The 14,319-nt window shown below is 64.6% G+C and carries 13 protein-coding genes; 7 read left to right on the top strand and 6 right to left on the bottom strand.

The features are described 5' to 3' along the window. Positions 1–70: 70 nt before the first annotated feature. The 3 genes from XH90_RS02780 to XH90_RS02770 all read right to left on the bottom strand — a co-directional run bounded on the left by XH90_RS02780 (position 71) and on the right by XH90_RS02770 (position 2,366). Positions 71–970 (bottom strand): EamA family transporter, encoded by a 900-nt coding sequence (locus XH90_RS02780; protein WP_194479105.1) that lies wholly within the window; start codon positions 968–970, stop codon positions 71–73. A 140-nt stretch (positions 971–1,110) separates the two neighbouring features. Then, entirely contained in the window at positions 1,111–1,884 is a 774-nt protein-coding gene (ubiG, locus tag XH90_RS02775; protein ID WP_194479104.1) for a bifunctional 2-polyprenyl-6-hydroxyphenol methylase/3-demethylubiquinol 3-O-methyltransferase UbiG, read from the bottom strand. A 14-nt stretch (positions 1,885–1,898) separates the two neighbouring features. Then, positions 1,899–2,366 carry a PH domain-containing protein gene (locus XH90_RS02770; RefSeq protein ID WP_194479103.1) on the bottom strand — a complete coding sequence of 156 codons (468 nt, stop codon included), beginning with the start codon at positions 2,364–2,366 and terminating at the stop codon, positions 1,899–1,901. Between the two features lie 152 nt (positions 2,367–2,518). Between XH90_RS02770 and XH90_RS02765 the strand changes: the two genes are divergently transcribed. From XH90_RS02765 to prfA, 3 genes are all read left to right on the top strand, one after another. Next, positions 2,519–3,775, top strand: a complete 1,257-nt coding sequence (locus XH90_RS02765; RefSeq protein WP_194479102.1) for an aspartate kinase — start codon at positions 2,519–2,521, stop codon at positions 3,773–3,775. Positions 3,776–4,143: 368 nt separating this feature from the next. Next, the gene (ptsP, locus tag XH90_RS02760) at positions 4,144–6,411 is read left to right on the top strand and encodes a phosphoenolpyruvate--protein phosphotransferase (RefSeq protein ID WP_194479101.1); all 2,268 of its coding nucleotides are present in this window, start codon (positions 4,144–4,146) and stop codon (positions 6,409–6,411) included. Between the two features lie 57 nt (positions 6,412–6,468). Continuing rightward, positions 6,469–7,554: a peptide chain release factor 1 gene (gene prfA, locus XH90_RS02755; RefSeq protein ID WP_194479100.1), complete on the top strand. Its 1,086-nt coding sequence runs from the start codon at positions 6,469–6,471 to the stop codon at positions 7,552–7,554. A gap of 15 nt (positions 7,555–7,569) precedes the next feature. Here prfA and XH90_RS02750 read toward each other — a convergent pair whose 3' ends face one another. Then, entirely contained in the window at positions 7,570–8,049 is a 480-nt protein-coding gene (locus tag XH90_RS02750) for a MarR family winged helix-turn-helix transcriptional regulator (RefSeq protein ID WP_194479099.1), read from the bottom strand. A 110-nt stretch (positions 8,050–8,159) separates the two neighbouring features. Continuing rightward, a complete protein-coding gene (locus XH90_RS02745; protein WP_194479098.1) occupies positions 8,160–8,750 on the bottom strand; it encodes a hypothetical protein in 591 nt (196 codons plus the stop codon). A 250-nt stretch (positions 8,751–9,000) separates the two neighbouring features. Between XH90_RS02745 and XH90_RS02740 the strand changes: the two genes are divergently transcribed. From XH90_RS02740 to XH90_RS02725, 4 genes are all read left to right on the top strand, one after another. After that, positions 9,001–10,335 (top strand): substrate-binding protein, encoded by a 1,335-nt coding sequence (locus XH90_RS02740; protein WP_194479097.1) that lies wholly within the window; start codon positions 9,001–9,003, stop codon positions 10,333–10,335. Between the two features lie 99 nt (positions 10,336–10,434). After that, complete coding sequence (locus tag XH90_RS02735) at positions 10,435–11,310, top strand: branched-chain amino acid ABC transporter permease (protein ID WP_194479096.1); 876 nt, start codon at positions 10,435–10,437, stop codon at positions 11,308–11,310. Between the two features lie 11 nt (positions 11,311–11,321). Further along, a complete protein-coding gene (locus XH90_RS02730; protein ID WP_194479095.1) occupies positions 11,322–13,163 on the top strand; it encodes an ATP-binding cassette domain-containing protein in 1,842 nt (613 codons plus the stop codon). Further along, positions 13,160–13,858, top strand: coding sequence for an ABC transporter ATP-binding protein (locus XH90_RS02725; protein WP_194479094.1), 699 nt, complete (start codon positions 13,160–13,162; stop codon positions 13,856–13,858). The genes XH90_RS02730 and XH90_RS02725 overlap by 4 nt, the downstream gene beginning before the upstream one ends. Here the strand turns inward: XH90_RS02725 and XH90_RS02720 are convergent. Beyond that, on the bottom strand, positions 13,855–14,280 hold the full coding sequence (locus XH90_RS02720; protein ID WP_194479093.1) for an HIT family protein: 426 nt from the start codon (positions 14,278–14,280) through the stop codon (positions 13,855–13,857). The two genes, XH90_RS02725 and XH90_RS02720, sit on opposite strands and share 4 nt — an antisense overlap. Positions 14,281–14,319: the final 39 nt, after the last annotated feature.

Below are 14,319 nucleotides of genomic sequence, written 5' to 3'. Positions count from 1 at the left end.
CGCAGTTGCGCACCTGAGAACCTCGAGATTGCGGGTTCGATGCTACGCATCGCCCCGGAATGACAGATAGCTAGAACCCCACCAGCAGCGCTACGCCGACCACGATCAGCATGATGCCGAAAATCTCGCGCGATGCGATCGGCTGCTTGAACGAGTAATACGCAACGGCTTGCGCGAACAACACCTCGATCAGCGCGAGGGTGCGGACATTGGCGGCGGCCGTCAGCGCGAACGCAAGGAACCAGAACTGGGAGGCGAAGGCGCCCATGAAGCCGGCCAGCAGCGACGGCCGCCATAGCCCCAGGATCGACTGAAGCACCTTTGGCGCGCGCCAGAGCAGATAGATCGTCAGGATCAGCGTCTGCACGAACAGGCCGAGCACCAGCGTGAACGAGGCCGCGGTCACGAAGGAGATGCCGGGAACGTTGATGATCGCGCCGCGAAAACCGACCGCCGACAGCGCGAACGCCGCAGCCGCGACGAGGCCGGTGATGGTCGGCTTCAACTCGGCAAAACTCTTCTCGCCGCCGGGCCGCAGCGCGGTGATGACGACACCGACAGTGGCGACCACGATCGCCAGCACCTTCAGCCAGGTCAGGTGATCGCCGAGGAAGACGAAGCCGAAGATCGCAGTCTGGATCGCCTCGGTCTTCAGATAGGCGGTCGTCACCACGAAGGAGCGGTCGTTCATCGCGAGCAGCATCAGCCCGGTCGCAACGATCTGGCTGAGTGCGCCCAGCAGCAGCCACGGCCAGAATACTGATGGCGGCATGCCGATGTGATCGCCGGTCGCAACCAGCACCAGCCCCAGAAACAGCAGCGAGAACGGGAAGCCGAACAGGAAGCGGATATTGGTCGCGCCCCACGTCCCCAGCGGCTTTGTCAGCGACCGCTGCATCGCGTTGCGCGCGACCTGGCCGAGCGCAGCAACGACGGTGAAGGGAATCCAGAGGCTGGTGACGGTGAACATGGGTGGGGTGGCTGCTGCGGAAATGTTGACGCAACCTGCCGTCAGCACGGCAAGAGGTCAATCACGCCCACGTCATAGGAGCGATGCTCTCGCTACACTCTCCGCCGTCGTCCCGGCGAGTACTTAGAGACTGCTTGGCCTCAGACCATTCCTTCCGCCACCACCATGTAGTTCACGTCCATGTCCGACGAGAGCGTCCATTTGTCGGCGAATGGCGAGTAAACCACACCGGTCTGCTCGGTGATGACGAGACGGTTGTCGAGGAGGTATTTGGTCAGTTCGTCCGGGGTGACGAACTTGTTCCATTCGTGGGTGCCGCGCGGCAGCCAGCGCAGGACGTATTCGGCGCCGACAATGGCGAGCGCAAAGCTCTTCCAGTTGCGGTTGAGCGTGGACACTACCATCAGGCCGTTCGGCTTCAGCATCGAGGCGCAGCGCTTCAGGAAGACGCCGACGTCGACGACGTGTTCGACCACTTCCATCGCCAGGACGATGTCAAAACGCTCGCGCGGGTCGATCCCCTCCACCGTGGTGCAGCGATAGTCGATCGACAGATGGCTCTTGCCGGCATGCAGCTTTGCGGCAGCGATGTTGCTGGCCGACGGATCGACGCCGATGACCTGCGCGCCAAGGCGCGACAGCGGCTCGCACAACAGGCCGGCACCGCAGCCGATGTCGAGCACGCGCAGGCCGCCGAGGCAGTTGAGACTGCGCACGTTGCGCTCGAACTTGCGGCAGGCGGCGTCGCGGATATAGCCGAGCCGCAGCGGATTGATCCGGTGCAGCGGCGCCATCTTGCCCTTGGGATCCCACCACTCGGCCGAGAGCTTTGAGAATTTCGCGATCTCGGCGGCATCGACGGTCGAGCCCGCCGGCGGGGAAGCAGTTGCGGAAGAATCTTGCTGCATGCTCATGGTTACGCGCGGTCCTACCGCGTGGTGATCGAACTACGGAAGGCGAGAGGAGAGGCGATGGTGCGGATGGTCTCGCGTCCTTCGCCGACGCCATTGATGGTCACGTCGCCGTAGTTGAGGATACGTCCAAGGATGGTCTGGTTGACGTCGACACTCTCGACCTTGTCCAGCGCCATTTCAAAGGTGCGGCGCTTGATGAAGCCGATCTTGTGCACAACCCGGAGATTGGTGACATCGGTCTCCGTGGTGAGGCGATGGAACCAGCCTTTCACCGTCCAGTAAAGGGCGGCCAGCGCCACCAGGCCGGAGCCGAGCAGGCACAGCATCTCCACGCTGTAGATATCGCTCCGGCGGGAGACCGCGAACAGGACCAGGGCCACGATCCAGGCCAGAATGGCCGGGAAATAGAAAATCCAATGCGCATTGGTCGAATACAGCACCCGCTCGCCGGGCTGCAGGATTTCGTCAATATAGCGCGCCATAACCTCTGATAACCCATTGCCCGGATTGGGCCCTGCAGGAACCCGCTTGCCCCCGGCCCCGCCCCTCTGTATACGCGCGGTCGGTATCCCCCAGGGCATCCGTCCGGCGCGGGTCACCATACTGATCCTCAAGAGGGAATGCACGCGTCGTCATGAGCCGTCTCGTGATGAAATTCGGCGGCACGTCCGTCGCCAACATCGAACGTATCCGCAACGTCGCACGCCATGTGAAGCGTGAGGTCGACGCCGGCCATGAAGTGGCGGTGGTCGTCTCGGCGATGTCGGGCAAGACCAACGAACTGGTGGCCTGGTGCACCGAGGCCTCGCCGATGCACGACGCGCGCGAATACGACGCCGTCGTCGCATCCGGCGAACAGGTGACCTCCGGCCTGCTGGCCATCGTGCTCCAGAGCATGGGTATCCAGGCCCGCTCCTGGCAGGGCTGGCAGATCCCGATCAAGACCAGCGATGCCCATGCCTCGGCCCGGATCGAGGACATCGACGGCAGCGAGATCATCTCCCGTTTCAAGGATCGCAAGGAGGTCGCCGTCATCGCCGGCTTCCAGGGCATCGATCCCAAGACCAACCGCATCACCACGCTCGGCCGCGGCGGCTCCGACACCTCGGCCGTGGCGGTCGCCGCAGCCGTCAAGGCCGACCGCTGCGACATCTACACGGACGTCGACGGCGTCTACACCACCGATCCGCGAATCGTGCCGAAGGCCAAGAGGCTCGACAAGATCGCGTTCGAGGACATGCTGGAACTGGCTTCCCAGGGCGCCAAGGTGCTGCAGGTGCGCTCGGTGGAACTCGGCATGGTCCACAACATGCCGATCTTCGTCCGCTCGAGCTTCGACAAGCCCGAGGACATCGACCCGCATGCCAACCAGCCGCCCGGCACGCTGATCTGCGGCGAGGAGGAGATCATGGAAAATCACGTCGTCACCGGTATCGCCTTCTCGAAGGACGAGGCCCAGATCTCGGTGCGCCAGATCGAGGACAAGCCCGGCGTCGCCGCGTCGATCTTCGGCCCGCTCGCCGAGGCCAATATCAACGTCGACATGATCGTCCAGAACGTGTCGGAAGACGGCAAGACCACCGACCTGACCTTCACGGTGCCGGCCGCCGACTACGTCAGGGCCAAGGACACGATTACCGCCGCCAAGGCCAAGATCGGCTATGCCAGGCTCGACACCGCGACCGACGTCGCCAAGATCTCGGTGATCGGCAGCGGGATGCGCAGCCATGCCGGCGTCGCCGCCCAGGCGTTTTCAGCCCTCGCCGGACGGAATATCAACATCCGGGCCATTACAACCTCCGAGATCAAGTTCTCGGTTTTGATCGACACCGCCTATACCGAGCTTGCCGTGCGCACGCTGCACACGCTCTACGGCCTCGATCAGGCCTGAAGCGCGACCGTCGTCGCGCTTCAAGTTCTTGTTTGAGCACGGTCTCTCCGGAAAACCGCTTCGCATTTCCGGACCATGCCTGGACTAATTTTCTCTTAGCGGTCGCAGCAAATGCGAAGGTGTACACACCTTCGCGTTTGGCAGGCGTTTTGCTTGGCAAAACAAGCCTCAATTCGCTATACGGCGAACAGGGTGGGCTGCCGCAGACTGTGTCCCAGTTCAGGCCGCTGATTCGGTGCAAGCACTGAATCTCAAGAAGATTTGGGTTTGCGCCTGCGCCGGACAAACAAATTGATTGTTTTTCTGGAATTTTAGGCCAGCCGCCGGCCAATATCGCCGGGCCGGCAGACGGAGGAGATTGACGGTTCATGCGGAGCGCGTCGGGAGGTCCCCGCGTCTTGTTGAGACGGCTCCGCGAAACCATGGCGGAGCAGGTCTCGGCCCAGGAGCGGCTGGACAAGATCGTGGTGCTGATCGCCGCCAACATGGTGGCCGAGGTGTGCTCGGTCTATGTGCTGCGCATCGACAACACCCTTGAGCTCTACGCCACCGAAGGTCTGAACCGCGAGGCCGTGCACCACACCGTGCTGAGCGCCCATGAGGGCCTGGTCGGCCTCGTCGCCAGCGAGGCCACGCCGCTCAATCTGAACGACGCACAGAGCCACCCGGCTTTCTCGTTCCGCCCCGAGACCGGCGAAGAGATCTATCACTCCTTCCTCGGCGTGCCGATCCTGCGCGCCGGCAACACCCTCGGCGTGCTGGTTGTGCAGAACCGCGCCAAGCGCACCTATGTCGAGGAAGAGCTCGAGGCGCTGCAAACCACCGCCATGGTGCTGGCGGAGCTGATCGCCTCCGGCGAGTTGTCCGCGCTGGCCCAGCCCGGCCTGGAGCCGGCCGCGCGCCATTCCACGCAGAAGGCCGGCGCCATTCTCTCGGAAGGCATCGCGCTCGGCCATGTCGTGCTGCACGAGCCGCGCGTCGTCATCAAGGACTATATCGCCGAGGACCTGCCGAAGGAGATCAAGCGGCTCGACGCCGCGCTGGCCAAGCTGCGCTCGGATCTAGACCGCATGCTGGAGCGCGGCGACGTCGCCGAGGGCGGCGAGCACCGCGACGTGCTCGAAGCCTACCGCATGTTCGCCAACGACCAGGGCTGGTCGCACAAGCTGCACGAGGCGGTCGCCACCGGCCTTACCGCGGAAGCTGCGGTCGAGCGCGTCCAGTCCGACACCCGTGCCCGCATGCTGCGCGTGACCGATCCCTACTTGCGCGACCGACTGCACGATCTCGAGGATCTCGGCTATCGCCTGATGCGGCAGCTGGTCGGCCAGGACCATGCGCCCTCGCGCGAGCAGATGCCCGACAATGCCATCGTCATCGCGCGCGCGATGGGCCCGGCGGCGCTGCTCGACTACGACCGCAAGCGCCTGCGCGGCATCGTGCTGGAGGAGGGGACCGCCAATTCCCACGTCTCGATCGTGGCACGCGCGCTCGGCATTCCCGCGGTCGGTGAAGTCCCGAACGCGCCCGGCATTGCCGACCCCGGCGACGCCATCATCGTCGACGGCACTTCGGGCTCGATCTATGTGCGCCCGTCGCAGGAAATCGAAGCGGCTTATGCCGAGCGGGTGCGTTTCCGCGCCCGCCGCCAGGCGCAATATCTGGCGCTGCGCGACCGGCCTTGCGTCACCAAGGACGGCGAGAAGGTCGAGCTGCTGATCAATGCGGGCCTCGCCATCGACCTGCCCCATATCGACGACACCGGCAGCGCCGGCATCGGCCTGTTCCGCACCGAGTTGCAATTCATGGTCGGCCAGAGCCTGCCGCGCACCAGCGACCAGCTCGCGCTCTACCGCGCCGTGCTGGATGCCGCAGGCCAGAAGCCCGTCACTTTCCGCACCCTCGACATCGGGGGCGACAAGGCGCTGCCATACATGGAAACGGTGATCGAGGAGAATCCCGCGCTCGGCTGGCGCGCGATTCGCCTCGGGCTCGATCGTCCCGGCCTGTTGCGCGGCCAGATCCGTGCGCTCTTGCGCGCCGGTGGCGGCCGTGCGCTGCGCATCATGTTTCCGATGATCTCGGAGGTCGCCGAGTTCGATTCGGCGAAGGCCCTGGTCGAGCGCGAGCTGACATATTTGCGGCAGCACGGCCACACGCTGCCGGAGCGCATCGATATCGGCACCATGGTCGAGGTGCCGGCGCTGCTCTATCAGCTCGACGAGCTCCTGAAGAAGGTCGACTTCATCTCGGTCGGCTCGAACGATCTGTTCCAGTTCCTGTTCGCTGTCGACCGCGGCAATGCCAAGGTCTCCGAACGCTTCGACACGATGTCGACGCCGATCCTGCGGGCGCTGCGCGACATCGCGCAAAAGACGCAGGCCGCGAAGAAATCGCTGTCGCTCTGCGGCGAGATGGCCTCGAAACCGATCGGTGCGCTGGCGCTGCTCGCGATGGGCTACCGCTCGCTGTCGCTGTCGGCGACCGCGCTCGGCCCGGTCAAGGCGATGGTGATCGACCTCGACGTCAAGAAGGCCGCAGCGATGCTCGGCCCGCTGCTGGATGCGCCGACCGGCAGCGTCTCGATCCGGCAGAAGCTGACGGAATTTGCCGAGGCCGAGGGCCTGGCGTTGTAGCGGGCCTGCCGCCCGTCCTCGCCCCCTCGCCTCCCTCCGCCATTTGAGACTGAACCGATGTCGTCACTCCCCGAAGCCAAACTGGACGTTCTGCTCGCGCATCACGCTTCGCTCGAAGCCGAATCGCTCGGACAGCTCTCGTCCGAACGCTACGTACAGGTCACGCGCGAGCTTGCCGAGATCACCCCGCTGATCGAGGCGGTGAAGACTTATCGCTCAGCCGTCAAAGAGCTCGCCGACACCGAGGCGCTGATCGCCGATCCCGCGACCGATGCCGAGATGCGCAGCATGGCGGAAGCCGAGCGCGACGAGCTCAATCCGAAGATCGAGGAACTGGTCCAGAAGATCCGCATCGCGCTCCTGCCCAAGGACGCCATGGACGACCGCAACGTCGTACTGGAAATTCGCGCCGGCACCGGCGGCGACGAGGCCTCGCTGTTCGCCGGCGATCTGTTCCGGATGTACGAGCGCTTCGCGAGCCTGCAAGGCTGGAAAGTCGAGGTGATCTCGGCGAGCGAAGGCACCGTCGGCGGCTACAAGGAAATCATCGCGGAGGTGCAGGGCCGCGGCGCATTCTCCAAGCTGAAATTCGAATCCGGCGTGCACCGCGTGCAGCGCGTGCCCGACACCGAGACGCAGGGGCGCATCCATACCTCGGCGGCCACGGTCGCCGTGCTGCCGGAGGTCGAGGATGTCGACGTCGAGATCAAGAACGAGGATCTGCGCATCGAGACCATGCGCGCGCAAGGCGCCGGCGGCCAGCACGTCAACAAGACCGAATCGGCGATCCGCATCACCCACATCCCGACCGGCATCGTGGTGATGATGCAGGACAGCCGCTCGCAGCACAAGAACCGCGCCTCCGCCATGAACATCCTGCGTTCGCGCATCTACGACGCCGAGCGGCAGCGCGTCGACGCCGCGCGCTCGGCCGAGCGCAAGGAGAAGGTCGGCTCCGGCGATCGCAGCGAGCGCATCCGCACCTATAACTTCCCGCAAGGGCGCGTCACGGATCATCGGATCAATCTGACGCTCTACAAGCTGCCGCAGGTGATCGCAGGCGAAGCGCTCGGCGAACTCACCGATGCGCTGACCACCGAGCACCAAGCCGCACAGCTTGCCGCGCAAGGGGCGGCGGCATAACGGGGCCCACGACGCTCAGGCGTCGCCGGGCTCTCCGAACGACTTCAACAGACGGCTCAGCGCCGAGCTCGGGGCGCGGCGGAGTTCCTCGAGGTTTTTCCGCGAGAGCGCCTGGAGCTTCTGCTCACCCTTCTTCGCAAGCCTGAGGTGTACGCGTCTGGCGTCTTCGGGATCGGCGACGCGGCTGACCAGTTCCAGCTTTTCGAGCCGGTTGATTAGTTCGACGGCGGAGTGATGCCGGATCAGCAGAAACTTCGCGACGTCTCCGACAGTTGCCGGGCCCGGACGGACAAAGCCCTTGATGCCGAGCAGCGCCTGATGCTGCGTCGGCGTCAATCCCTGCTTGACGGCAGCCGCCTCGCTGAATGCCAGAAAGCTGCGGATCTGGTAGCGAAACTGCGCCAGCGCTGCGTAATCCGAATCACGCATCGCGCTGCCGGTGCGCCTGGCTGACGTCACCACCTTGGACCGCTGCGCCTTCTTCGCCTGAGCCATGCCCCACCTCGACCATGCCGCCCGCCATGGCGGGAGGCTTAGCCTAAAGTAGCAAGCGGCCGCGACCGGACCAACCGGGCGGTGATACCGATGCACATCTATCCGATCGTCTATTCGAAGCTCGAGAGCAGGATCTTCACCAGGATGACCTGAAACGCGATCGGAATTCGCACGCTTTTCCTCCTGACGGACCGCTGCAGCGCGCTGACGATCTCGGTGCTGGTCAACGCGCCAGAGGCTGCGTTGGCGATCAGCTTTTCCCACATCTCGGACAACGAGCCGCCGGACTTGATCACCGGCTTGATGGTGACGCCGCAGCCCTGCGCCCAGTCGACGATTTCCCGTATCGTATGCGGCCCGCAATTGCGCGCGGTCGCGAGGTGCTCGGCGGTCAGCGCGCGCAGCAGATCGCGCGAGGGCGACCAATTCCCCTTCGGCGGCTGCTCGCCGGTGAGCTCGAGCGCGAGCTCTTTCAGGACGTTCTGGGCCCGCACGCCCAATCGCTTCATCGGTGCCGGCGCGCGCTTGGCCTGAACCGCGCCGACGGCGGGTCCGCGCTCACCAGCCGGGCGATTGCGCGGCTCGGGCGCGCGAGCGGCATCGCTACCCTCCCCCGAAAGCCGCGCAGCCTCCTTCCGCTCCGTCTCCTGCGGCCAGGCCTGTCGCTTCCGGCTGCCCATCACTGTCGTTTGTCGCGCCATTTCCCTCGCCGAACCCGCCAGCCTCGTACTCACAAAGACTAATATATATCGCGATCCGATATGTTTTCACGACATAATTTCCATCGTTCGACCAAAGGCGAAATTGACAGAAGGCCTTCACAAGCAATGCTTGCGTCCAAGAGCTACACGCGGATGTGACGTGCCCGGCGCGCGCAGGCCTTCGAGGTCGGCCGCCGCCGGACAACTCGTGTTTTGCCTACAAACAAGAATGATGTTCGGAGGAACCACCATGACTGACGATCTCATCCGCCGCGGCCTTTCGCGCCGTGGTCTGCTCCAGACCACCGCAGGTCTCATCGGCGGCTCGGTGCTGCCCGCGATGCCCGCCTTCGCCGAGGACAAGCCGGCGATCGGCACCTATCCCGCGGGCGTATCGGGTTCCACTGCCTTCATCGGAATCTCGGTTCCGCGCACCGGCACATACGCCGTGCAGGGCGAGGACGAGCTCAAGGGCTATCAGCTGGCGATCGAGCACATCAACGAAGGTCACGAGCTGATCAAGAAGATCTCGCCGAAGACCAGCAAGGGCGTGCTCGGCAAGGAACTGAAGTTCGGCGTCGCGGATTCCGCGGCGAAGCCCAACGAAGCCGTGCAAGCGCAGCAGCGCTTCATCAGCGAGAACAAGGCGATCATGATCACGGGCGGCACGTCGAGCGCCGTCGCCGTGGCGTTGAACAAGCTGGCCCAGCGCGAGCATGTGCTGTTCGTGTGCGGCATCTCCGGCTCGAACGACACCACCGGCAAGGACTGCGTGCGCTACGGCGTCCGCCAGAACTTCTTCGGCCAGACTGCTGCGGCGGCGATCGGCCCGGTGATGGTGCGGGAGTTCGGCAAGGGCAAGAAGGCCGCGTATCTGACCCCCGACTACACCTACGGCCACACCGTCACCAAGTCGATGCAGGACTTCCTCGCGACAGCCGGATGGACCACCGTCACCAACCAGGTCGCCCCGCTCGGCGCGCCTGACTATTCCTCGTATCTGCTCAATGTCGCCAACTCCGGCGCCGACGTGCTCATCAACGTGAACTGGGGCCATGACGCGGTGCTGTCGACCCAGCAAGCCAAGCAGTTCGGCGTGCTCGACAAGATGAAGCTGGTGGTTCCCTACCAGGTGCCCTTCATCGCGCGCGAGACCGGCGGCCTGATGCAGGGCGTCTTTGCCGCGACCGATTACTGGTGGACGATCGAAGACAAGTTCCCGCTTGCCAAGATGTTCAACGCGGCCTTCGAGAAGAAATACGGCTACAAGCCGGAATGGGGCGCGGAGAACGCCTATGTCAGCTTCGCGCACTGGGCCCACATGTGCGAGGAAGCCGGCAGCTTCAATCCGCCGGACGTGATCAAGGCCTACGAGAGGGGCGAAACGATCCCCTCGCTCGTCGGCGACGTGCACTACCGTCCCGAGGATCACCAATGCGTTCGCCCGGTCATCATCGTCAAGGGCAAGCAGCAGAAGGACATGAAGAGCAAGGAAGACTGGTACGACGTCGTCGAGATCGTTCCGGGTGAAGGCCTGATGCAGAAGCCCGACGCGTTCGGCTGCCATCTCGGCGACTACACCTGAGCCCGAGCTAACCCCTGTGACGCCGTAGGCCACCCTCTGGACCTGCGGCGTCACCTTTTTTGACGCAGCTCAAACGCGCGTCACAACGGCGATCGTCGCATGATCAGTTGGCCTAATCTCGTTTCGCAGCTTTTCAACGGGCTCGCGCTCGGCGCCCTGCTCGCGCTGATCAGCTCCGGCCTGACCATCATCTACGGCACCCTCGGCGTGCTCAACCTCGCGCATGGCGCGATGTTCATGATCGGCGGCTATGCCGGCTACGTCACCTACCAGTACACGGAATCGTTCATCCTCGCCGTCATCGCGGGCTCGCTGTTCGTGATGCTGCTCGGCGTGGTGATGGAACGCGTCATTATCCGCCATTTCTATCACCGGCCGCACGAGGACCAACTGCTGGTGACGTTCGGGCTCGGCATCTGCTTCGTCGAGATCGTGCGGCTGATCTTCTCGAGCCAGTCGCTGGTGGTGCCGCCGCCGGCGCTGTTCCAGGGCATCACCAATCTCGGCTTCATGTTCTATCCGACCTACCGCCTCGCCGTGGTCGGCATCGTCGCGATTGCGCTCGGCGCGCTGTTCATCGTGCTCTACCGGACCCGCCTCGGCATGATCGTGCGCGCCGGCATCGAGGACTCGGTGATGGTCGATTCGCTCGGGATCAACGTCTACCAGGTCTTCATGGTGGTGTTCGGCATCGGCGCGATGGCCGCAGGCTTTGCCGGCATCGTCAACGCGCCGGTGGTGTCGCTGACCCCTGGCGTCGGCGACGACATTCTCGTCGAGACCTTCGTCGTGGTGGTGATCGGCGGCGTCGGCTCGTTCCCCGGCGCGATCCTCGGCGGCCTGATCGCAGGCGAGATCATCAGCGTCACCTCCATGTTCAACCCCGGTTACGCCTATGTGATGCTGTTTGCGGCGATGACGCTCGTGCTCGTGGTGCGACCGCATGGCCTGCTCGGCGTGCAGGGCCGCGAATAAGTGATCCGCTGATGCTCAAGCAACGCCCGTTCCTGATCGAGACACTGACGGCCATCGGCCTGATCGTGGCTCCCTTCGTACTGCCCCATCTCGGCTTCGCACCGAACACGGTGAACCGGATCCTGGTCTGGGGCCTGTTCGGCCTCGGCTTCGACATCCTGTTCGGATTCACCGGCCTGTTGTCGTTCGGCCAGTCCGCCTTCTACGGCACCGGCGGCTTCGTCGCCGCATACCTATTGACCCGCACCGGCTTCAGCAACGTGCTGGGCGCGCTGGTCATCGGCATGATTGCAGCGGCAGCGACCGGCTATCTGATCGGCCTGATCGCACTGCGCCGCACCGGCATCTACTTCGCCATGATCACCGTGGCGATCGCGGAGGTGTTCTTCTTCGTCGAATTCAATCCGCTCTCGGATTTCACCGGCGGCGAGAACGGGCTACCGGGCGTGCCGACGCCGAGCTTCAATCTCGGCTTCACCACCATCCATTTCACCAATGGCTGGTCGCTCTATCAGTTCATCGCGCTGTGCTATTTCGTCGGCGTCATCATCGCACTCCGGATCGTGCGCTCGCCTGTCGGCGCCATCTTCAGCGCGATCAGGGACAATCCGCTGCGCGCCACCGCGGTCGGCCACAACATCCACGGCTACAAGCTGACCGCCTTCGTGATCGCCGCCGCTTACGCGGGTTTCGCCGGCGGCCTGCTCGGCGTGCTCCAGGCCTTCATGCCGCCCGACGCCTTCACGTTCGACACCTCCGGCCAGCTCGTGATGCAGACCGCGATCGGCGGCCGCGGCACGCTGTTCGGGCCGCTGGTCGGCGCGACCGTCTGGCTATTCCTGCAGGATTTCCTCCAGTCCGCACTTGGGCTGGGAGCGGCCTGGAAGCTCGTGCTCGGCGTCGTGTTCGTGCTGCTGGTCTGCTTCCTCCGCGGCGGCATCGTCGGCGGCCTCGTCGATCTCTACGGCCTCGTCTCGGGCGGGCGCGCCCGTAAGGCTGCCGAGAGCGAGGAGGCCGAGGTCGAGACGCCTCAGCAAGCGCCGCCTGCCCCGATGCAGGCCAAGGAGGTCGAACACCCCGCCTATTCCGGGCCGATCCTGAAAGCCACCGGCCTCACCAAGCGTTATGGCGGCCTCGTCGCCAACAGTGACATTGATTTCAGCGTCAATCAGGGCGAATTGCGCGGCATCATCGGTCCCAACGGCGCCGGCAAATCGACCTTCTTCAAGATGCTGACCTGCGAGATCGCGCCGACCTCCGGCCAGATCGTCTTCGAAGGGCGCGACATCACGGGATTGAAGGTCACGGACGTCTGCCAGCTCGGGCTGACCAAGAGCTACCAGGTCAACCAGCTCTTTACCGGCCTGACGGTGCGTCAGAACCTGACGATCGCCGCCCTCGCCGAGCTGCGCGGCAAATTCCGGCTCGACCTGTTTCGCTCGCTCGCCGGCGTCAAAGGCCTGACGGAGCAGGTGGCGCACACGCTCGCGCTGGTCAACCTGACCCGGCGCGCCGACACGCCTGTCTCCGAGCTCGCCTATGGCGAGAAGCGCAGGCTTGAGATCGGGCTTGCGCTGGCGACGTCACCGCGCCTGCTCCTGCTCGACGAGCCGCTCGCCGGCATGAGCCCGCGCGAGCGCGTCGAGACCGTCAAGCTGCTCAAGTCGATCGCGCGCGGCCGAACCATGATCATCATCGACCACGACATGGATTCGCTGTTCGAGCTGGTCGAGCGTGTGACGGTGCTCCAGGAGGGCAAGGTGCTGATCTCGGGAACGCCCGAGGAAATCAAGAATAACGCGGCCGTGCAGGAAGCCTATCTCGGCGGCGTGCATGGGGAGATCGCCGCATGAGCCTGATCGAGGTCAACGGCCTGAACAGCTATTACGGCGATTCCCACATCCTGTTCGACGTCGACCTGCATGTCGAGCGTCACGAGGTGGTGGCGCTGCTCGGCCGCAATGGCGCCGGCAAGAGCACCACGCTGAAGAGCCTGATGGGCGTGGTGACGCCGCGCAGCGGCAGCGTGAAGTTCGACGGCACCGATGTCGCCGGCCGCAGGAGCCACAAGATCGCGCAGGCGGGCATGCAGCTCGTCCACGAGGAGCGTCGCATCTTCGGCAGCCTGTCGGTCGAGGAGAACATCCTTCTCGCCGGCATCACCGCGCCAAAGCGCTGGCCGCTCGGGCGCATCTACGAGATGTTTCCGCGGCTGAAGGAGCGGCGCGGCAACCGCGGCACCGAGCTCTCCGGCGGCGAGCAGCAGATGCTGGCGATCGCACGCGCCTTGGTTCGCGATCCCAAGATCGTGCTGCTGGACGAGCCATTCGAGGGACTCGCGCCCGTCATCGTCCACGATCTCGTCAAGGCCTGCCGCGAGCTCGCCGCCGCCGGCCAGACCATCGTGCTGGTCGAGCAGAATCTGGCGGCGACGCTGGCGCTGGCGACGCGGATCTACATCATCAACAACGGCCATATCGTCCACGAGGGGCCGGCGCAGGAGCTCAAGGCCCAGCCAGAGCTGCTGCAGCGCTATCTCGGCGTTTAGCTCCCAATTGCCACAATCATCCGCTTGGCGTGATCTGCGAGCACGGCCATGTCTTCCTTGCGCGTCTGCGCGGGCAGCAGCTCGACGCCGGCCCTGACCGGCATGACGTGCATGTGCAGGTGAAACACCACCTGCCCGCTGGCCGGCTCGCTGAACTGCTGGAGGATGATCCCTTCCGCGTCGAACGCCTTCATGCCCGCGACCGCGATCCGCTTGGCGGTCCGGGCCACCGCGGCAAGATCGTCGTCGGCAATGTCGAGAATGCCGCGCGCCGGCGCCCTCGGAATCACCAGCGTATGCCCGGGCGAGCGCGGCATGATGTCGAGGAAGGCGAAGCTGCGGTCGTCCCTGAACACCTCGAAACAGGGAATCTCGCCGCGCAGGATCTTCGCGAAGACGTTCTGACTGTCATAGGCGTTCATTGACGTTCTCCTTTGCAGCGCGGTGCGCGATCAAACGCG

Origin of the sequence: Bradyrhizobium sp. CCBAU 53338 (genome assembly GCF_015291665.1) — a bacterium.
Classification (GTDB): Bacteria; Pseudomonadota; Alphaproteobacteria; order Rhizobiales; family Xanthobacteraceae; genus Bradyrhizobium.
This window is presented reverse-complemented; position numbering and strand designations above follow the sequence as displayed.